General features: G+C 71.1%; 18 protein-coding genes. 10 read left to right on the top strand and 8 right to left on the bottom strand.

Annotated elements, in window-relative coordinates:
• Nucleotides 1-101 precede the first annotated feature (101 nt).
• Entirely contained in the window at nt 102-326 is a 225-nt protein-coding gene (locus ACTWPT_RS29310; RefSeq protein WP_090938928.1) for a helix-turn-helix domain-containing protein, read from the top strand.
• A gap of 91 nt (nt 327-417) precedes the next feature.
• Here the strand turns inward: ACTWPT_RS29310 and lat are convergent, their stop codons facing one another.
• The 3 genes from lat to ACTWPT_RS29325 form a co-directional block, all read right to left on the bottom strand.
• On the bottom strand, nt 418-1,692 hold the full coding sequence (gene lat / locus ACTWPT_RS29315) for an L-lysine 6-transaminase (RefSeq protein WP_443180689.1): 1,275 nt from the start codon (nt 1,690-1,692) through the stop codon (nt 418-420).
• Between the two features lie 98 nt (nt 1,693-1,790).
• Entirely contained in the window at nt 1,791-2,438 is a 648-nt protein-coding gene (trhA, locus tag ACTWPT_RS29320) for a PAQR family membrane homeostasis protein TrhA (RefSeq protein WP_443180690.1), read from the bottom strand.
• 20 nt (nt 2,439-2,458) lie between these two features.
• On the bottom strand, nt 2,459-3,919 hold the full coding sequence (locus ACTWPT_RS29325; protein ID WP_443180691.1) for a penicillin-binding transpeptidase domain-containing protein: 1,461 nt from the start codon (nt 3,917-3,919) through the stop codon (nt 2,459-2,461).
• A gap of 97 nt (nt 3,920-4,016) precedes the next feature.
• Between ACTWPT_RS29325 and ACTWPT_RS29330 the strand changes: the two genes are divergently transcribed.
• Together ACTWPT_RS29330 and ACTWPT_RS29335 are read left to right on the top strand one after the other, a co-directional pair.
• Nucleotides 4,017-4,862 (top strand): spermidine synthase, encoded by an 846-nt coding sequence (locus ACTWPT_RS29330; protein ID WP_443180692.1) that lies wholly within the window; start codon nt 4,017-4,019, stop codon nt 4,860-4,862.
• 43 nt (nt 4,863-4,905) lie between these two features.
• Nucleotides 4,906-6,096 (top strand): hypothetical protein, encoded by a 1,191-nt coding sequence (locus tag ACTWPT_RS29335; RefSeq protein ID WP_443180693.1) that lies wholly within the window; start codon nt 4,906-4,908, stop codon nt 6,094-6,096.
• 5 nt (nt 6,097-6,101) lie between these two features.
• Here ACTWPT_RS29335 and ACTWPT_RS29340 read toward each other — a convergent pair whose 3' ends face one another.
• Entirely contained in the window at nt 6,102-7,367 is a 1,266-nt protein-coding gene (locus ACTWPT_RS29340; RefSeq protein ID WP_443180694.1) for an amidohydrolase/deacetylase family metallohydrolase, read from the bottom strand.
• Nucleotides 7,368-7,374: 7 nt separating this feature from the next.
• Nucleotides 7,375-8,700 (bottom strand): hypothetical protein, encoded by a 1,326-nt coding sequence (locus tag ACTWPT_RS29345; protein WP_443180695.1) that lies wholly within the window; start codon nt 8,698-8,700, stop codon nt 7,375-7,377.
• Between the two features lie 168 nt (nt 8,701-8,868).
• Between ACTWPT_RS29345 and ACTWPT_RS29350 the strand changes: the two genes are divergently transcribed.
• Genes ACTWPT_RS29350 through ACTWPT_RS29380 form a run of 7 tightly spaced genes read left to right on the top strand, consistent with a single transcriptional unit; the run spans nt 8,869 to nt 16,468 of the window.
• Nucleotides 8,869-9,942 (top strand): ABC transporter substrate-binding protein, encoded by a 1,074-nt coding sequence (locus ACTWPT_RS29350; RefSeq protein WP_443180696.1) that lies wholly within the window; start codon nt 8,869-8,871, stop codon nt 9,940-9,942.
• 13 nt (nt 9,943-9,955) lie between these two features.
• On the top strand, nt 9,956-11,464 hold the full coding sequence (locus ACTWPT_RS29355) for a sugar ABC transporter ATP-binding protein (protein ID WP_443180697.1): 1,509 nt from the start codon (nt 9,956-9,958) through the stop codon (nt 11,462-11,464).
• Nucleotides 11,457-12,386, top strand: a complete 930-nt coding sequence (locus ACTWPT_RS29360; RefSeq protein WP_443180698.1) for an ABC transporter permease — start codon at nt 11,457-11,459, stop codon at nt 12,384-12,386. The genes ACTWPT_RS29355 and ACTWPT_RS29360 overlap by 8 nt, the downstream gene beginning before the upstream one ends.
• Nucleotides 12,383-13,381 (top strand): ABC transporter permease, encoded by a 999-nt coding sequence (locus tag ACTWPT_RS29365; RefSeq protein WP_443180699.1) that lies wholly within the window; start codon nt 12,383-12,385, stop codon nt 13,379-13,381. The genes ACTWPT_RS29360 and ACTWPT_RS29365 overlap by 4 nt, the downstream gene beginning before the upstream one ends.
• Nucleotides 13,378-14,505 carry a M20 family metallopeptidase gene (locus ACTWPT_RS29370; RefSeq protein ID WP_443180700.1) on the top strand — a complete coding sequence of 376 codons (1,128 nt, stop codon included), beginning with the start codon at nt 13,378-13,380 and terminating at the stop codon, nt 14,503-14,505. Before ACTWPT_RS29365 ends, ACTWPT_RS29370 begins: the two co-directional genes overlap by 4 nt.
• Complete coding sequence (locus tag ACTWPT_RS29375; protein ID WP_443180701.1) at nt 14,496-15,224, top strand: MBL fold metallo-hydrolase; 729 nt, start codon at nt 14,496-14,498, stop codon at nt 15,222-15,224. Before ACTWPT_RS29370 ends, ACTWPT_RS29375 begins: the two co-directional genes overlap by 10 nt.
• Nucleotides 15,221-16,468: an alanine racemase gene (locus tag ACTWPT_RS29380; protein ID WP_443180702.1), complete on the top strand. Its 1,248-nt coding sequence runs from the start codon at nt 15,221-15,223 to the stop codon at nt 16,466-16,468. The genes ACTWPT_RS29375 and ACTWPT_RS29380 overlap by 4 nt, the downstream gene beginning before the upstream one ends.
• A 42-nt stretch (nt 16,469-16,510) precedes the next feature.
• Here the strand turns inward: ACTWPT_RS29380 and ACTWPT_RS29385 are convergent, their stop codons facing one another.
• The 3 genes from ACTWPT_RS29385 to ACTWPT_RS29395 are packed head-to-tail and all read right to left on the bottom strand — an operon-like array spanning nt 16,511 to nt 18,545.
• A complete protein-coding gene (locus ACTWPT_RS29385; protein WP_443180703.1) occupies nt 16,511-16,840 on the bottom strand; it encodes a nuclear transport factor 2 family protein in 330 nt (109 codons plus the stop codon).
• Nucleotides 16,837-17,937 carry a low temperature requirement protein A gene (locus ACTWPT_RS29390; RefSeq protein ID WP_443180704.1) on the bottom strand — a complete coding sequence of 367 codons (1,101 nt, stop codon included), beginning with the start codon at nt 17,935-17,937 and terminating at the stop codon, nt 16,837-16,839. The genes ACTWPT_RS29385 and ACTWPT_RS29390 overlap by 4 nt, the downstream gene beginning before the upstream one ends.
• A gap of 47 nt (nt 17,938-17,984) precedes the next feature.
• Nucleotides 17,985-18,545, bottom strand: coding sequence for a superoxide dismutase family protein (locus ACTWPT_RS29395; protein WP_443180705.1), 561 nt, complete (start codon nt 18,543-18,545; stop codon nt 17,985-17,987).
• Nucleotides 18,546-18,608: the final 63 nt, after the last annotated feature.

Here is an 18,608-nt window from a genome sequence, read left to right on the forward strand (position 1 = left end):
CCCAAATCATGACATTGCGAGTTATGCTCGCTGTCTACCGCTAACGCCGTAAGCACGGGGGCCCTCGGCGATCTGACCGTCTTCGCGCCCCCGGAGGCCGGATGAGAGTCGACGACGCAGCGTTCGAGAGCGTGTTCACGTCCCTGAGCAAACGCGAGGCGGAGGTCATGGACCTCATCGCCACGGGCCAGTCCAACGGCCAGATCGCGCAACGGCTGTTCCTCAGCGAGAAGACTGTCAAGAACCACGTCAACCGCATCTACGCCAAGCTGGGCGTGGACTCCCGCGTCACCGCCATCGGCCTCTGGCTGTCCCGCCGGCAGTAACCGGGCCGGCCTTCCGACCCGGCGCCGGGCACCGGCGCCTGGCCGCAGGACATCATGCCCCCGCCGAAGCCGCCAGGCACCGCCTCCAGCGTCACCCAGTGACGGCGTCCGACAGGGCGCTCAGGCCGTGGTCGAGGTCGGGCTCCGGGATGTTGAGCGCCGGGCGCAGGCGTACCGACCGGGGTCCGCAGGGCAGCACGAGCACGCCGTGGTCCTCCCTGAGCCGGGTCACCAGGGCGTCGCGGGCGGCCTGGTCGGGCAGGTCGAACGCGCACATCAGGCCGCGGCCGCGGACGCCCGACACCGCCTCGGGGCGCTCGGCCTCCAGCTTGGTGAGGCGTTCGAGCAGCACACTGCCCAGCGTGGCAGCGCGCTGGATGAGGCCGTCGCGTTCGATGATCTCCAGGATGCCACGGCTGCGGACCATGTCCACCAGGCCGCCGCCCCACGTCGAGTTGATCCGGCCGCTCAGCTGGAACACGTTGTCGGTGACCTGGTCGACCCTGCGGCCTGCCATGATCCCGCCCACCTGGACCTTCTTGGCGAAGGCCACGACGTCGGGGGCCAGCCCCAGCTGCTGGTACGCCCACGGCGAGCCGGTCGTCCCGCCGCCGGTCTGGACCTCGTCGACGATGAACAGCGCGTCGTACTCGTGGCACATGTGCTGCATGGCCTGCAGGAATTCCGGCCGCATGTGGTTGTCGCCGCCCTCGCCCTGGATCGGCTCGGCGATGAAGCAGGCGATGTCGTGCGGATGGCGCTCGAAGGCCTCCCGTGCCTGCGCGAGCGCGCGTTCCTCGGCCGCCTCGACGTCGCCGAAGTGGATGGCGGGCACGTCGATGCGCGGCCAGTCGAACCTGGGGAAGCGGTCGGTCTTGCCTGGCTCGGTGTTGGTCAGGCTCATGGTGTAGCCGCTGCGGCCGTGGAAGGCCCGCGTCAGGTGCAGGACCTTGGTGCCCAGCTCGCGTGGGCGGCCCGCGGCCTCGTTGTGGCGGCTCTTCCAGTCGAAGGCGGTCTTGAGCGCGTTCTCGACGGCCAGGGCGCCGCCCTCGACGAAGAACAGGTGCGGCAGCTCGGGGTCGCCGAGCACGCGGACGAAGGTGTCGACGAAGTCGGCCAGGTGCTCGGTGTACATGTCCGGGTTGGCCGGCTTGTTGCGCGCGACCTGCCCGAGCAGCTGGACGAAGTCGGGGTCGAACGGCGGGTTCACGCCGAGCGGGGCGGAGGCGAAGAAGGTGTAGAAGTCAAGGTAGCGGCGGCCGTTGCGGGCGTCGACGAGCCAGGAGCCACGGCTCAGCTCCAGGTCGAGCACCAGGCGGTAGCCGTCGACCAGCAGGTGGCGGGCAAGGCGGGTGTGTACGTCCATGTCCACTCCACTGTGGGCAGATGGGCCGTACGTTCCTCCGGCGGAACGCCGACACATACGTAAAATTTACGGTACATCTACCCACAAAGTGGAGTTCTTTATGCGTGGGAGTAGACCACGATCGACACCGCGATGTACTGGACCAGATAGGCGGCGATGGTGAACGCGTGGAACACCTCGTGGAAGCCGAACCAGCGGGGTGACGGGTCGGGGCGGCGCAGCCCGTACACGATGGCGCCGGCCGAGTAGAACACGCCGCCCGCCGCCACCAGCACAACGGCGGCCACGCCCGCGCCCTCGAGCAGCTGTGGCATCACGAAGATCGCGGTCCAGCCGAGCGCCAGGTAGAGCACGGTGTAGAGCCAGCGCGGCGCGCCCATCCAGAACACCCGGAACAACACGCCCGCCAGCGCGCCACCCCAGGTGATGCTCAGCACCGCCACCCGGGCCACCCCGTCCAGAGCCAGCAGCGCGAACGGCGTATAGGTGCCGGCAATGATCAAATAGATGTTGGCGTGATCGAACCTGCGGAGGAACTCGGCCAGCTTCGGGCCGAGCGTGCTGCGGTGATAGGTGGCGGAAACGCCGAACAATAACGCCGATGTGAGGACATAGACGGCGGAGGCCAGACGGGCCTGCAACGTCGGACCGAGCGCCACGAGCACGAACCCGGCGATCAACGTCACGGGCAGCGCTCCAGTGTGCAACCAGCCTCGCAGCCTGGGCTTAACGGTGATGGTCGTCATGTAACCTACGGTACCGTAGGTTACAGCCCATTCAGGAAGCGGGCGGCTATCGGAGCGGCGGTCGCGGCGCCACTGCCGCCGTGCCGGACGAAGACGCAGAAGGCCAGGTCGTCGCGGTAGCCGATGAACCAGGCGTGATCCTCACCGTCGACCACCTCCGCCGTGCCGGTCTTGCCCGCCACGCCCTCCGGCAGCCCAGCGTCGGCCGCCGTGCCGTAGTCCACCACCGCGGTCATCATGTCCCTCAGCGCTGTCACGATCCCCTCGTCCATGGGCGCGGGCTCGGGCGGCGTGCCCTGGATGCGGCTCACCTGCTCCTCCGACAGCAGTCTGGGCGAGCGCCACACGCCGCTCTGCACAGCGGCGGCGAGCGCCGCCATGCACAGCGGGGTGGTGACGACCTCGCCCTGGCCGATCACGTCCTCGGCGAACGCGTCCATGTCGTCGGTCTCCCGCACGGTGCCGCAGCTACCGCCGATGCCCGTCATGATCGGCCGTCCGAACCCCCACTCGTTCGCCGTCTCCACCAGGTCCTTCGAGCTCAGCCTGGTGGTGGCCTGCTCGACGAACGCCGTGTTGCAGGAATGGGCGAACGCGTCGGTGAAGCTGACGAGGCCGCGATCCACCACCCCGTCGTTGTCGATGGTCCGATGGCCGGGGACGGTGTAGCGGCCCGGGCACGGGACCTCCGCGAACGGTTCGAGGCCGCTCTTGAGCAGCGCCGCCGCAGTGATCGTCTTGAAGACGGAGCCCGGCGGGAAGAGGTCCTGCACGGCGCTGTGGTTCTCCTCAAGGCGGTCGGCCAGCCCCAGAATCGCGCCGGTGCTCGGCTGGATGACGACGATCGAGGAGTCATCCACGCCGTCCAGCGCCCGAGCGGCGGCCGCCTGGACGGGCCGCGACAATGTGGTCTCCTCGACGTTCGCCCCGGCCTGCTTGCTGAGCAACGGCCGGTCCGGCTGCCCCGGCACCTTCAGCACCAGCTCCCAGCCCTGGTTCGCCTCGGCGAACTCGGGTTTGAGCCGCTCGAGGTACGCCTCCGCGTAGCTGTCGTTGGGAATCCGGTCGCCCTCGCTCGTGACCAGTTCGGCCGCCACCATGTCGATCTCGCCCAGCTCCAGCCTCCCGCCGTCCTTGAGCAGCGGGTGGAGCGTCTCGGGCGCCCATAACACCTTCCACGTCCGGTCCCGCACGGCCAGCCGCAACGTGCTGTCGAACGGCCACGCCCCGAACTCGGTCAGCTGCCGCACCCCCGCGAACGGCACCTCGGCGACCCCGTCCCCCATGCTCTTCAACGGCCCCGGGGTCAGCTGGATGGACTCGACGTGCAGCTCGTCCGACAACGCCCGATGCCGGGTGACGAAGTCAGCCGGCGCCTGGTACACCAGCCGCTCCATGCCCGTGATGTCCCCCTTGCGCCACGCCTCGAAGTACGCGGCCGCCGTCTGCGACGCGCTCCCCCTGACCCTGCTGGACGCCATGACCGCGAACGTGCTCGCCCCGACTATCGCGACAACCGCGATAACGAGCACAATCAGCCTTCTGCGTCGCATACGGTTTCTCCCAGGAGGGATCAGCGTGACACGTGGACAGCGGGAACCGATGCCCGGCCTTTATCCGGTGACGTTCGGCGAGGTCGAACTCCTCCGGGATCTGGACAGGCAGGACGGCTGGATGCTGTCCAAGGATGGCGTACCTCAGTCGTATGTGGATCTAAAAGACCCCACATTCCTCGAATTCGAGTACGTCCGTCTCATGGCGGACGTTATCGACCTTCTCCAGGACGGATCGCTCAGCTGTGTCCATGTCGGCGGCGGCGCCTGCACGATCCCCCGCTACGTCGCCGCCACCCGCCCCGGCTCCCGGCACATCGTGATCGAGCCCGACGGCCTGCTGGTCAATCTGGTACGCGAGCAGCTGGAGCTGCGTTCGGTGCCCCGGCTGAAGGTCATCGTGGAGGGCGGCAGGGAGGGCACCGCGAAGGTCTGGGACGCTACGGCGGACCTGGTGGTGCTGGACGCGTTCACCGGGGCGACGATGCCGGTGGAGCTGGCCACGGTCGAGTACATGGGTGACCTCGCCCGGGTGCTGCGCCCGGACGGCACCCTGCTGATCAACCTGGCGGACGGCAAGGGCCTGGCCTTCGCCAAGCGCCTGCTGGCCACGGTGACCGCCACGTTCCGCCATGTGGCGTTGCTGGCGGAGCCGGGCGTCATGCGAGGGCGCCGCTTCGGGAATCTGATCGTGGCGGCCTCGCGTACGGATCTGCCGTTGGACCTGCTCATGCGGCGCGCGGCCGGCGGGCTGACGCAGGCGAGGTGCGTGCACGGGGAGGCGCTGACGAACTTCGTGGCCGGGGCGTACCCCATCAAGGACGGCGATCCCGTCCTGGCCCCGGTGCCCCCGCCTGCCGTCTTCGGGTAGGCGGGCTTTCCCGAAGCTGTGGCCCGTGTGGTGAAATCTCTCCATGTTTCCCCGTAGCAGCCTGTTCGTCTTTCCGTCCGATCTGGTGGACGAGGGCGTGGACGAGGTGGCGGCCCGCGTGCGGGAGCGGGGCGTCGCGGCGGTGACCGTCGCCGTCGCCTACCACCAGGCCCGGGATGTGGTGCCGCGCGGAAAGGCCGGGCGGGTGGTGCACCGGCGTGACGGCGTGTTCCTGCCGCTGCCGCCGGAGGTCTGGCAGGGGGTGCGGCTGCGCCCGCCGGGGCAGCCTGCGGTGGAGCAGGAGGCGGTGGCGCGGCTGCGCGAGCGGGCGGGCGACGTGCTCGCGTGGACGGTGTTCCTGCACAACACCACGCTGGGCAGCGCGTTTCCCGATGTGTGCGCCGAGACGTGCTTCGGCGACCGGCTGCTCGCCGACCTGTGCCCGGCCAATCCGGACGTCGGCGAATACGCGGTGGCGCTGGCCCGGACGGCGGCCGCGGTGGGGCCGGTGGTGGCCGAGGCGCTCTCGTACGGGACCTTCGACCACGGACACCACCACGAGCGCTCCTTCGTCCCGCTGGGCCCCGGCGAGCGGCTGTTGATGGGGTTGTGCTTCTGCGCGGATTGCCGGAAGGCGGCACAGGCCGCCGGGGTGGACGCCGGGCGGTTGCGCGCGGCCGTGGCCGGTCATCTCGACCGGGCGCTGGGCGGCGAGGCCCCGGCCACGCCTGCCGACCTGCCGGCGCTGCGTGCCGCCGTGGGTGAGGAGCTCGACGGCTTCCTCGCCGTACGGCAGGGTGTGGTGACCGCGCTGACCCGCAGAGTCGCGGCCGCCGTGCACGCGGACGGCGGGGAGCTGGTGTATCTGGACTTGACCGGCGCGCTGCTGGGCTACGGCGACGGCGTCCCTCAGGGCCGGCCCGCGGCCGAGCAGGGGTGGCGGCTCGGGGTGGACGTGCCTGCGCTGGCGGCCGTGGCCGACGGCTACGCGTGCCTGGGCTACGTGCGGGACGTGGCACGGCTGCGTGCCGACGTGGCCTCGGTCGTGGCGGCGGCCGGCGGACGGTGCCCGGTGCGGGTTGTGGTGCGGCCGGGTCACCCCGACACGCTCGACGCCGCGCATCTGGCCGCGAAAGTGGCCGCCTGCGCCTCCGCCGGCGCGGCGGCCGTCGACTTCTACAACTACGGGATGTATCCCGCGCCGGTGCTGGACAGGATCGCCGCCTGTTGGTGAGCGCCTCAGGGTGAACGGGGGAACTGCTCGGCCAGCCCGTCCGCGCCGACCAGCGGAGCGGAGAGCAGCGCGCGGACCCGGCCGGCGCGCACCCGCAACGCCTCGCGTTGCGCGTCCGTGAGCGGGATCCAGGGCTTGGGGTGCGGAGGCAGCCGGGGCGGCAGCGGCCGCCCGGCGACGTAGGTGAGCTCGTTGACCAGCCGCCGGTCCGAGATCCGGAGCTGACGGTGGGAGTCGGCCAGCTCGAACGTGCCCTCCTCCAGCGCGAACACCGCGAGGTCGGCCCGGGCTCCGACGGCCAGCGTGCCCACGCCGCCGGGCAGGCCGAGCGCCCTGGCGGGACGCACCGTGGCCGCCGCGACCACCTCTTCCAGCGGCAGCCCGACGGCGAGCAGCTTCGTCATCGTCGTCGGCAGGTCGAACACGGGGCCGTACAGGCACCGCGCGTGCAGGTCCGAGGAGATCGTGTGGGGGATCACACCGGCCTTGAGCTGTGCTTCGAGCACGTCGAACGCGAAGCCGCCGGATCCGTGCCCGATGTCGAACAGCACACCTGCTGCGTACGCCTCGGCGACCGCGGGCGCGATGCCGCCTCCGTCCACCATGCCGGTGGCCAGCCCGCTGGCGCAGTGGGTGACGATGTCGCCGGGGCGCAGCAGCCGCAGCACCTCGTCCACGGCCGGTGGCGCGACGCCGATGTGCACCATGACCGGGACCCCGCCCGCCTCGGCCACCTTGATCGCCCGGCGCAGCGGCTCCAGCCCGTTGGCGCCGACCGTCTTGCCGTCCATCCGGACCTTCACGCCGAAGAGCAGGTCGCGGTTGCCGGCCAGGGTCGCCGCGGCGAGATCGACGTCGCAGTTGGCCAGCTCGCGGCTCTCCCCGTCGGGCGCGGTCAGGCCGACGGCCGAGACGTTGAGCAGCGCCGCGACGCGCACCTGGTAGTCGCTGACCGCGGCACGCAGGGACTCGATGGCGTACGCGCCGGCCGAGCCGGCGTCGACCCAGGTGGTCACCCCGGTGTACCAGGCGACGGGGTCGGGGTCGATCCCCCAGTAGGTGGCGCCGGGGTGGACGTGCGCGTGCAGGTCGACCAGGCCGGGCGTGATCAGCTTGCCGCGGGCGTCGACGACCTCGCGGGCCGCGTGCCGGGGCAGGGCGGGGGCGACCGCGGCGATCCGGCCGCCGCGCACGCCGACGTCGTAGCGGCCGACGTGCCCGCCGCCGACGTCGATGACGTCGCCACCGGCCAGCAGCAGATCGTAGGACATCCTGCTCCTATACGTTTCGGGAGGCGGGCTCGCCGGCGAGAGCGGTGCCGATGCCGAGGCGGTAGAGCCGGGTCGGGCGGCCCTTGCGGTGCATTTGCTCGCTGCCCTCCTCGGTGACCAGGCCGGACTCGCTGAGCTTGCGGATCAGCCGGCGTCCGCTCGGGTTGGTGATGCCGAGCTGTCCCGCGAGGTCGCTCGGCGAGATCAACCGCCCGCCGAGGCTGCGTTCGAGCGCGGCGAGCCTGGACAGGGTGGCCGGGCTGAGCCCCGCGCGCCGCGCCAGCTCCTCCAGGTCGCCGCCGTGCTCGCGATAGGTGAAGGCGAGCGGCGACCCGGACCCGCTCATGGGGCCGATGATGACGCCGCTGTCCTCGACGAGGTAGGCCGACGGAGCGGCCTCCTGCTCGGCGCGGGACGCCGCCCATTCGGCGAGCTGGACGCAGGTGCGGGCGGATCCGCCGATGCCGAACCCGGCGGCCGGCCGCACGCCGAGGGTCTCGTGGGCCTGACCGAGAATGGGCAACGACACCCAGTTGTGCGTGACCTCCTCGAACAGCGCCTTGTGCGCGAAGACGACGACGCCGCGGCGGTCGCGGTTCTCGATCCACGCCTCGTCGAACTCCGGCGTGTTGACCAGCAGGTTCATCAGCCCGATACGGGCCCGGTCGAGATCGGTCTGTGCGTCCTGGGCGCCCAGGAGGAAGACCCCCGCGGCGAACCGCGACGCGCTGGCCTGCCGGGACTGGATCCGCAGGGCGAGCTCGTGGAGGTCGGCCCGGATGGTGGTGGGCCCTTGCAAGGCGTTCACCACGGGGACCGAGCCGGCCGTCAGCCGCGCGGTGACGGCGGTGCGCAGGCTGATGGCGTAGGCGGCGCCGGTCCGCTCGGCGAAGCGGCGGTGGAAGCCGACGATCTCGTCGACGGACTGCTCGGGGTCGTACGGCAGGCAGGCGACCTGGTCGGGGTCGAGCCCGAGCGCGTGGACGACCTCGTGGACCGTCTCGGGATCGAACGTGTCCACGCTGACCGGCACGGCGGCGCAGCCGCGGACCTGCGCGCGGAAGAAGGCGAAGGACAGGTCGAGGGCGGCGGCCTTGGTGACCGCGACCGACAGACCCGCTGGGAGCAGGTCGCGCGACTCGGCGTACGGAACCGGGCCGAGCAGCATGCCGTGCACCTGCTCACGCTCGAGGAGTGCCTGGACCCCCGGCCGGATCTCCTCCTCCTGCTCGTAGGTCACCCACTCCAGACGCACGCCTGACAACGTGCGGGCCGCCTCCTCGAAGACGGCGCGGTGGCTCGCGTGGATGACGAGCCCGATCACGATCGCCATGATCCCCCTATACGACCCATGTTCATTAGTAGTTCACATTAACGACACGCCGGCCAGGGATACGTCCTTTTAACGAACCCACTGTTGACCGAAACGACTCCTTAGGAGCATCCTGATCCCACCATACTACGAACCACTTACGAACGTGGTCCGTTATAGGAGGGCTTCATGACGAGGATGACGCGACGCGCCCTGATCGCCTCAGCGGCACTCGGCGCGCTGCTGGCCACCGCTGCGTGCAACGTCGACCAGGGCAGTACCACGGCCTCCCCCGCCGGTGCGACCGGCGGCGCGTCGAGCGCCGCGCCCAAGGCGCTCAAGGTCGGCTGGTCCACCATCTACCTGGCCCCCTCGTGGATGCAGCAGACCCTGCAGATGCTCGAGGAGGACGTGGCCAAGCTGAAGACCGAGGGCAAGGTCGCAAGCTACGAGACCTTCAACGCCAACGGCGACGCCTCCCAGCAGATCGCCCAGATCCAGGCGATGATCACGCAGAAGTACGATGTCATCCTCGTCGACGCCGGCTCCTCCACCGCACTCAACCCCGTGATGGAGAAGGCCGTGGCCGCGGGCATCGTGGTGGTGAACTTCGACAGCCTCGTCACCAGCGAGAAGGTCATCCGGGTCGGCACCGACCAGGTCGAGTGGGGCAGGATGACCGCCCAGTGGCTGGCCGACAAGCTCGGCGGCAAAGGCGAGATCATCGCGATGAACGGCCCGGCCGGCGTCTCCGTCAGCGAGGAGCGCTGGAAGGGCGCGGAAGAGGTGTTCAAGAAGTACCCGAACATCAAGATCGCGGCGAACGTGCACAGCGAGTACAACCTGGCCCCGGCCGCGCAGGCGTTCGCCTCGGCCTATTCGGCGCACCCGTCCATCACCGGCGTCTTCTCCCAGGGCGGCGCTCTGTCCGCGGCGGCGCTGCAGACCCTGGTCAAGCAGGACAAGAAGCTCGTCCCGATCACCGGCGAGAACTACAACGGCTTCCTGAAGCTGTGGGCCGACAAGCGCAAGGACGGCTTCTCCTCGATCGCGACGGCGCAGCCCAACTACCTGGCGGTGATCGCGCTGCGGGCCGCGGTGGCCAAGGCCGCCGGCACCGACGTCCCCTCCACCATCACCGTCCCCCTCCCGAAGATCACCGATGAGAACCTCGACCAGTTCGTCAAGCCGGACCAGCCCGACGACTCCTACCCCATCCAGCCGATCCCGCAGAGCGAGATCGACAAGCTGCTCGGCGCGTAGCGGAGGGTCCCGGATGACGCTGTTGAACGTCGAGCGGATGTCGAAGTCCTTCGCCGGGGTCACCGTCCTGCGCGAGGTCACCTTCGACGTCCGCGCCGGAGAGGTGCTCGCCCTGGTCGGCGAGAACGGCGCCGGCAAGAGCACCGTGCTCTCGCTGATCACCGGCCTGCTCGCCCCGGACTCCGGCACCATCCGATACGACGGCGAAGCCGTCCGCGCGTGGTCCCCGCACCGCGCGCGGGCCGCCGGCATCGCCTCTGTGCACCAGGAGCTGAGCCTCAACCCGCATCAGAGCGTCGCGGAGAACGTGTTCCTCGGGGCCTGGCCCAGCCGGCGCGGCCTCGTCCGGCACCGCGACCTGGCGGCCCGCGCCCGCCCGCTGCTGGAGCGGGTCGGCCTGGACGTCGACCCGCGCACGCCCGCCAGGCGGCTCCCCCTCGGCGCGCAGCAGCTCGTGGAGCTGGCCAAGGCGCTCACCTCGGACCCGCGCCTGCTGATACTCGACGAGGCCACGTCGGCGCTCGACGACGACCAGGTGGGCGCGGTCTTCCGGGTGGTCGCCGACCTGCGTGCGCGCGGTCGCTCCGTCGTGATCGTCAGCCACCGCATGGGTGAGCTGCTGGCCGTCGCCGACCGGCTGACCGTGCTCAAGGACGGCGAGGTCATGGCCACCCGCGAGCACGCGGACACCGATCACGACGATCTCGTCCGGCTCATGGTGGGCCGCGAGCTCTCAGCCATGTTCCCTCCTAAAGCGAACACCCCTCCACCTGTCGGGGAACCGATTCTGCGCGCCTCTGGGCTGTGTACGGGGGCGGACCTCGAGCTGGCGCCGGGGCGGATCGTCGGACTGGGCGGGCTGCAGGGCCAGGGTCAGCGGGAAGTCCTTCGCGCCCTGTTCGGCCTGCACCCCCACAGCGGCCGGATCACGGTGGACGGGCGGCCCTGCCGTCTGGCCTCCCCCCGCGAAGCGATCCGCCGCGGCATCGGCTACGTGCCGGAAGACCGCAAGACCGAAGGGCTGCACGTGGTCCGGAGCGTCCGCGCCAACCTCGCGCTGACCAGCCTGCGCACGCTCGCCCCCGCCCGAACGCTGACCACCGTCTCGCGGCGGCGCGAGGACCTGCTCGTGAGCGACCTGATCGGCCGGATGCGCATCAAGACCACCTCGCCTGCCCAGGAGGCCCGCCGCCTGTCCGGCGGCAACCAGCAGAAGGTCGCGCTCGCCAAGTGGCTGCCGAACCGGCCCCGCGTCCTCCTGCTCGCCGAGCCGACCCGCGGCATCGACGTCGGCACCAAGCGCGAGATCTACCACCTGCTGCGCGAGCTGGCCGGCGAGGGCATGGCCGTGCTCGTCACCTCCGGCGACACCATGGAGCTGGTGGGGCTCTGTGACGAGGTCCTGGTCATGTACGAGGGCGCGGTGGTGGATCGGCTGGCCGGGGCGGAGCTGACCGAGGAACGCCTGGTCCAGGCGTCGTTGGCGGGCAGGAGCACGGCCTCGGAGGTGGCCGGTGCGTAACCGCCTCGACCTGCTGGGACTGTGCGCGCTGCTGGCCGTGGTGCTCGTCGCCTACCAGCGGCTCGACCCGACGCTGCTCCACCCGTCGACGATCACCATCCTGTCCGCGCAGTTCCTGCCGCTGATCCTGGCCGCGGCCGGGCAGACCATCGTCATGCTCACCGGCGGCATCGATCTGTCGCTCGGCGCCGTATTGTCGCTCGGCATGGCCGTGTTCGTCATCTATCCTCCCGATGCCCCTGGAGGCGTGGTGGCCGCCGCGGCGCTCGCGCTCACGGCCACGGTGCTGGCGGGCGCGGCCAACGGAGTGCTGGTCGCGTACGCAGGACTGCCGCCGATCATCGTCACGCTGGCGGCGTCGTTCCTGTGGGGCGGGGTCACGCTGATCGCGCTCCCCCAGCCGGGCGGGCAGGTGCCGGACGGGCTCGTGCGGGCCTACAACCTCGGCTTCCACGGCCTCGCCCTGCCCGCCATCGGCATCGGCGTGGCGCTCGGCCTGTGGAAGCTGGTCAAGACCACCCGCTTCGGGCTGGCGCTCTACGCCGTCGGCGGCAACGAGCACGGCGCCTACGCCAGCGGCATCGACACCCGCCGCGTCAAGATCTACGCCTACGGCTTCGCCGGGCTCTTCACCGGGCTGGCCGGGATCGGCCTGGCGATCCAGACCGGGTCGGGCGACCCGACGATCGGCGTGCCGTACACGCTGAACTCCATCGCGGTCGCCGTACTCGGCGGGATCAGCTTCTTCGGCGGGGTCGGGCAGATGCGCGGCACGCTGCTCGGCGCACTGCTGCTCGGGCTGCTGACCAACCTGCTGTTGTTCACCGGGATCTCGACCTTCTACCAGATGATCCTGCAGGGCGTCGTGCTGATCGTGGCGGTCGCCGTGAAGACGCTGGCGACCAGGGAGAGGGTGGCATGATGACGCAGGCCGTCCAGGGCTCGGACGTGCGGGCGGACGACACCGGGCCGCGGCCGCGGCGCCCGCTCGACGGGCTGCGCGGCAACCGGGCCCTGTGGGCGTTCGGGGTGCTGGCGCTGACGTGGCTCGCGGCGATCCTGTTCGCGCGCGGGTTCGACAGCGTGGGAAGCGTGCGTTACCTGGTGCAGACCGCCTCGTTCCTCGGCATCGTGGCCGTCGGGCAGACGCTCGTGGTGATGATGAGCGGCATCGACCTGTCCGTCTCCGCGGTGGTGGCGCTGTCGGCGGTCGTGTGCGCGCAGGTGGCCGCAGGGTCGGGCGGCACGGTCGCGATTCTCGTCGCGCTGGCGGTCAGCGCGCTGGTCGGGGTGGTGAACGCCGCGGGCATCGTCTGGCTGCGCCTGCCGCCCATGGTCATGACGCTGGCGAGCGCCACGGTCATCTCGGGCGCGCTGCTCATCTACACCAACGGCTCCCCCAAGTCGGCGAGCATCCCGCTGCTCGACGCGCTCGCCAACGGCAGCGTGGCAGGGATCCCGCTGGCCACCGTGCTGTGGCTGGGCATCGCGGGCGTCGCCGTCTGGCTGCTGCACCTGTCGCGGCTCGGCGGCTACGCTTTCGCGCTCGGCACCAGCGAGCCGGCCTCGCGGGCGTCCGGCGTGCCCGTGCCGGTCACCACGCTCGTGATGTACGCCGCCTGCGCGCTGCTCGCGGGGGTCGCCGGGCTGGTGCTGCTCGGGTTCACCGGGACCAGCTCGCTCACCATGGGCAACCCGTACCAGCTGCTGTCGATCGCGGCCGTCGTCCTCGGCGGCACGTCGATCCTGGGCGGGCGCGGGCACCTGCTCGGCACGGTCGCCGGCGCGTTGCTGCTGACCCTGCTGACCGCGCTGCTCGTGGCGTGGAACCTCGGCGAAGGGCTGCGCCAGGTGGCCCTCGGCCTGCTCATCATCGTGCTGCTGCTCCTGTACGCCCGTGAACGGCGCACGGTATGAGCCCCACCGAGGCGCTGCTGCGCGAGCTGGTACGCGTCCCCAGCGTCAACCCGCGCGACGGATCAGGGCCGGGCGAGGCCGCGCTGGCCGAGACCGCCCGTGACTGGCTCGACCGGCACGGCGTCGCGGCCTCGATCCGCGAGGTGCTGCCCGGGCGGCCCAACGTCGTGGCCGTGGTGCCCGGCCGCGACCCTCGGGCTCTCCTGCTGGCCTCGCATCTGGACACGGTCGAGGTCGAGGGCATGACCGTGGACCCGTACGCGGGCGAGGTCCGCGACGGGCGGTTGTACGGGCGGGGCGCCTGCGACGCCAAGGGCTCGCTGGCGGCGTTCATGCTGGCCGCGGCCGAGCTGGCCGCCGGCCCTGAGCCGCCGTGCACCGTGGTGCTGGCCGGGGTGATCGACGAGGAACACCACTACCGGGGCGTGCTGGGGCTCCTGGACGATCTGCCCGTACCGGAGGTGGCGGCGGCGGTGGTCGGCGAGCCGACCGGGCTGGCCGCGGGCATCGCGCACAAGGGTGTGGTGCGCTACACGGTCCGGACGCTGGGCTCGGCCGGCCACGCCTCTCGCCCGGACGAGGCGGTCAACGCCGTGACGTTGATGGCCCGCGTCCTGACCTACCTGGACGCCACCGCACCGGACGTGCCCGGCCATCCGCTGCTCGGCCCGGCCACCCGTTGTGTCACCCGGATTCGCGGCGGCACCGGTCCGAACATCGTGCCAGGACGTTGCGAGATCGACGTGGACCGGCGGACGTTGCCCGGCGAGGATCCGCTGGAGGTGTGGCGACACGACGGGGAGGAGCTGGCGCGGCTGCTGCCCGGCGGGATCGAGCTCGACCCGCCGTTCACCGTCGACTACGCCCTCGGCACCCCGGCGGACAGCCCGATCGTCACCGGGCTGTGCCGGGTGCTCGCCGCTCGCGGCCTCGACGCGAGCGCGCACGGCATGCCCTTCTGCACGGACGCCAGCAAGATCGCGCGGGCGGGCATCCCCGCGGTGGTCTTCGGGCCCGGCTCGATCCTCGACGCGCACGCGGCGGACGAGTCGGTCGCCCTCGCCGACGTGCGCCGCGCCGCCGACGTCATCGTTGATCTGGTCCGGGTGGGCGCGTGCGACTGAACGACCACGTGGACCTGGTCGGCAGCGGCGCCGCCGGTTTCGACCTCACCGATCCCCTGGACTGCCACGTCTACCTCGTCCGGGGTGAGCGCGCGTGTGCGCTGGTCGACGCCGGAGCGGGGCAGGACATCGCGGCGATCATGGACAACCTGGCCGGCGACGTGCCCGCGTACCTGCTGCTGACCCACGGCCATGCCGATCACGCGGGCGGCGCGGCCGAGCTGGCGCGGCGGGTCCCGGGCCTGCGGGTGCTCGCCGGCGCGCCCGCGGACCGGTGGATCGCCACCGGCGACGAGCGGATGATCAGCCTCGACCAGGCGCGGGCAGGCGGCTCGTACCCGCCGGACTATGCGTTCGCGCCGTGTCCCGGCGTCCAGCCCATCGCTGATGGGACGGTGGTCGACCTGGGCGGGGTGACGCTCCGCGCGGTGGCGACGCCCGGCCACGCCGACGGCCACACCTGCTACCTGCTGGAAGCGCCCGGTCATCGCGCCTTGTTCTCCGGGGACTGCGTCTTCACGGGCGGCCGGGTGTCGCTGCAGAACCTGCACGACTGCCGCATCCCCGAGTACGCAGCCAGCCTGACCCGCCTGGCCGAGCTGCAGGTGGACGCGCTGTTCCCCGGGCATCACGAAATCTCGCTGCGCCGGGCCCACCGGCACCTGACCACGGCCCGCGACGTCCTCGCCCGCGGGCTCCTACCGGAGAGCACCACGTGACGATCAAGTTGGCCATACCCGCAGAGAAAATCGACTGGCGGACCAAGGGGCTGTGGTGGCCGGGCCCCGCGGTGTCCCTGGACGAGTTCGCGACCCAGCGGCACCATCTCTTCGGCGGGGCCTTCACCTGGCCGGTCATGGTGGCCGACCGTGCCGCCATCGTCCACAACATCGACACGCTGGCCCGCTTCTGCGCCCGGCACGGCCTGGAGTTCGCCCCGCACGGCAAGACCACCATGGCGCCCTCGCTCTTCGCGGCCCAGCTCGCCGCCGGCGCGACGGCGATCAGCGTGGCCACGGCGGGCCAGGCGCTGGCCTGCCGGGCCTTCGGCATGCCGAGCGTGTTGCTCGCCAACGAGCTCCTCGATCCCGGCCCGCTGCGCTGGGCTGCCGAGCAGGTCCGGCAGGGCTTCGGCTTCCTGTGCTTCGCCGACTCGGTGACGGGCGTGCGGACGATGTCGGCCGCCGTCGTATCCGTGCCCGGCGGGCGGCCGCTACAGGTGCTCGCCGAGCTGGGCCATCCGGGCGGGCGCACGGGAAGCCGTACGCTCGCCGAGCTGAGCGAGGTGGCACGGGCCGTGGTGGAGGCCCCCGGGCTGGAGCTGGCCGGGGTGGCCGCCTACGAGGGCGGCCTGCCCGACGCGGAGGCGGCCGGGCGCTACCTGGACGAGGTGCGGGCCGCCGTGCACCGGCTGTCGGCTGAGCGCCTGCTGGGCGAGGAGGTCGTCGTCACCGCGGGCGGCAGCAAGTACTTCGACGTGGTCGCCGATCGGCTCGCCGGAGCGTGGTTGCCAGGGCACCGGCTGCGGGTGATCCTCCGCAGCGGCGCCTACATCTCCCACGATGACGGGATTTATCAGGACTGGACGCCGTTCCGGAGGATCCCCGAGGAAGGCTCGCTGGAGCCGGCGCTCCACGTGTGGGCCCAGGTGCTCTCGACGCCGGAGGACGGCCTGGCCATCGTGGGCATGGGCAAGCGCGAGGTGGCCTATGACGAGGGCCTGCCCATGCCGCAGCAGGTCCGCGCCCACGACGGCACGCTGCGGCCGGCCGGCCGGCTGCGGGTGATGTCGGTCAACGACCACCACGCCTATGTCGAGGTGGGCGCGGACGCCACGGTCGCGCCGGGTGAGCTGATCCGCTTCGGGGTCTCCCATCCCTGCACGGCGTTCGACAAGTGGCAGATGATCCCGGTGATCGAGGACGACCACACGGTGGTGGACCTGATCCGCACCTACTTCTGAATCAGCACCTCGTTGCGGCATCTGTGCCTGCGGCGTCCGTTATCAGGTGACTGGGAGTGCGGCGGCCGACTGGCGCCAGATCCTGCCGTCCTTGACCACGAGCGTGCCGTACGTGGTGACGCGGTTGCCGCCGATCGTCATCACCGCGTTGTAGAAGATCACGTCGTCGGTCACCTGCAGCGAGACGATTTCGTCGACCTGGGGCTTCGCCGACAGATACGCCGCGAACAACTCCCTGATCTCGGCGGGGCCCCTGGCGACACGGTCGAAGCGGATCACCGTGGCCTCATCGTGGTATTGGGCCAGGAGGGCCTCGAGGTCCTGGCCGGCGATGGCGGCCAACTGGCGGTCGAACAGGTCCCTGGTGGTCATGCGGCGCCTTCCGGTCGTGGTCGGAGCAGGTCGTACGCCGGCTGCGCGGCCGCGTACACGAGAAAGAGCGGGAGCGCCACCGCGGTGGGCAGCGCGGACGTGGCGAGGGTGAGCGCGGCGGCCGTCAGGCGGATGACGGCTGCGCGGCGGTCGAGCGAGCACAGGTGCTGCACTCCGAGCACGGCGAACACCAGCGCGGCCGGCAGCCCGACGGCCCAGCTGGTGCTGGCTGGGTGGGCGATGGCGTGCTCGATGCCGATCCCGAATGCCACCAGGCCGAGCGACAACGGCAGATGCGAGTAGACCCACACCTGCCCGGCCAGCCGGGTGCGCAGGACGACAGACTCGTCGAGATGGCCGAAATAGAGCCACCAGAAGCCCATCGCGATCGCCACGCCGGCCAGGGCGATCAGCAGCGTGCCCGGCGTGACGTCGTGGCCCTTGAGCCCCACGACGACCGCGGCGACGACCTCGCCGAGCACGATCACCACGAACAGGCCGAAACGTTCGGGCAGGTGCTCGGTCTGCGGAGGCAGCTTGCCCTGTTGGCGGCGGGCCAGCAGGGGCGTGGCCAGGTCGATGACGATGGCGACGGCCCAGAACACGTAGCGCGCCGGCGGCTCGACGGCGAGCGAGGCCAGCCAGATGGCCACGGCCACGGCGAATCCGGCGGCATATCGGACGGTCAGCGGCCGGGCCTCGGGCACGTGGCGGCCGGCGCGGACGTAGGCCACGATGAGCAGCACCCTGGCCACTGCGTATGCGATCGCAAAGAGCCCGGAACGGTGCTCGATGTCGCCCACGCTGGCGGCCATGGTCGCGACCGCCAGGATCTGGGGCAGCGCGAACAGCCGGTGGCTGACGTCGTCGGTGTCGAACCTGTTGGCGTAGAAGACGTATCCCGCCCAGGCCCACCAGATGGGGACGAACAGCCCCACGAAAACGCCGAGGTTGTTCCCATCGGCGAGAACGGCGGCCAGTTCCGCTACCGCAACGACGAAGACGAGGTCATAGAGTAGCTCGAGCCAGGTCGCCCGGCGGTGGGCGTCCTCGAAGAGCCTTAATCGGGGTGGCTGCCATTGGCGGCTGCTGGTCACTCATACCTCCGCTATGTAATTGTGTAATTATGCTCTCTTCGCCGGGCCTAGCGTAGCGTGAGGCAGGCGACCCGGTCCCCCGCCTGGCCGGCCTTCGGGCCGCTGGTGACGGTGGGCTTGGCGTGGATCACTAGCGAGCGGGGCAGGCGGGCGGCGTCCAGCGCCCAAGCGTTGCGGGCGGTCGAACGGCCTGCGCCCGCGCCGTCGGTGGCGACGGTCAGCCAGACTTCGCTGACCGGGTCGATCCGGCCAGGCTGGTGCTGGTAGTGCGGTCCTGAGTCGTCGGGCTTCTGGCCACATGGCTTGTTGTGCAGGTGAGCGCCGTACGTGTGATTCGGCAGGAAGCCCTCGACGACGAGCGACGTGCGGGTCTGGCCGTCGGAGGACTCGGCGGTGACGCTGGCCTGGGCGCCCTTGGGGGCCAGCTTGCGGCCGTAGACGATGGCGTCGGTGTCGGACGGCGTGAAGTCGCCGGCCGCGGACAGCGTCACCCGACTGTCCTTGGACGCGCCCCGCTCTGGGGCGTTCTGCAGCGGGGCCGACGGGCCGGCACAAGCACCGGTGCCGGCTGCGGCGAGCAGGATGAACAGGATGGTGGGCACACGCATGAGAGCTCCTCATCGGCCGAGCCGCTGTCAGGCTCGGGGAGGGAACCCACTCTAACGAGTAAT

This window comes from Nonomuraea sp. 3N208, from assembly GCF_052245935.1.
Lineage (GTDB): Bacteria > Actinomycetota > Actinomycetes > Streptosporangiales > Streptosporangiaceae > Nonomuraea.

What these genes read in the sequence shown, in the direction of transcription:
- ACTWPT_RS29325 (WP_443180691.1), bottom strand. Translation starts at nt 3,919, where the DNA reads ATGGCGTCCAGCAGGGTCAGGGGGAGCGCGTCGCAGACGGCGGCCGCG.
- lat (WP_443180689.1), bottom strand. Translation starts at nt 1,692, where the DNA reads ATGGACGTACACACCCGCCTTGCCCGCCACCTGCTGGTCGACGGCTAC.
- ACTWPT_RS29310 (WP_090938928.1), top strand. Translation starts at nt 102, where the DNA reads ATGAGAGTCGACGACGCAGCGTTCGAGAGCGTGTTCACGTCCCTGAGC.
- ACTWPT_RS29345 (WP_443180695.1), bottom strand. Translation starts at nt 8,700, where the DNA reads ATGGCGATCGTGATCGGGCTCGTCATCCACGCGAGCCACCGCGCCGTC.
- ACTWPT_RS29395 (WP_443180705.1), bottom strand. Translation starts at nt 18,545, where the DNA reads ATGCGTGTGCCCACCATCCTGTTCATCCTGCTCGCCGCAGCCGGCACC.
- trhA (WP_443180690.1), bottom strand. Translation starts at nt 2,438, where the DNA reads ATGACGACCATCACCGTTAAGCCCAGGCTGCGAGGCTGGTTGCACACT.
- ACTWPT_RS29370 (WP_443180700.1), top strand. Translation starts at nt 13,378, where the DNA reads ATGAGCCCCACCGAGGCGCTGCTGCGCGAGCTGGTACGCGTCCCCAGC.
- ACTWPT_RS29350 (WP_443180696.1), top strand. Translation starts at nt 8,869, where the DNA reads ATGACGAGGATGACGCGACGCGCCCTGATCGCCTCAGCGGCACTCGGC.
- ACTWPT_RS29365 (WP_443180699.1), top strand. Translation starts at nt 12,383, where the DNA reads ATGATGACGCAGGCCGTCCAGGGCTCGGACGTGCGGGCGGACGACACC.
- ACTWPT_RS29340 (WP_443180694.1), bottom strand. Translation starts at nt 7,367, where the DNA reads ATGTCCTACGATCTGCTGCTGGCCGGTGGCGACGTCATCGACGTCGGC.
- ACTWPT_RS29385 (WP_443180703.1), bottom strand. Translation starts at nt 16,840, where the DNA reads ATGACCACCAGGGACCTGTTCGACCGCCAGTTGGCCGCCATCGCCGGC.
- ACTWPT_RS29355 (WP_443180697.1), top strand. Translation starts at nt 9,956, where the DNA reads ATGACGCTGTTGAACGTCGAGCGGATGTCGAAGTCCTTCGCCGGGGTC.
- ACTWPT_RS29335 (WP_443180693.1), top strand. Translation starts at nt 4,906, where the DNA reads ATGTTTCCCCGTAGCAGCCTGTTCGTCTTTCCGTCCGATCTGGTGGAC.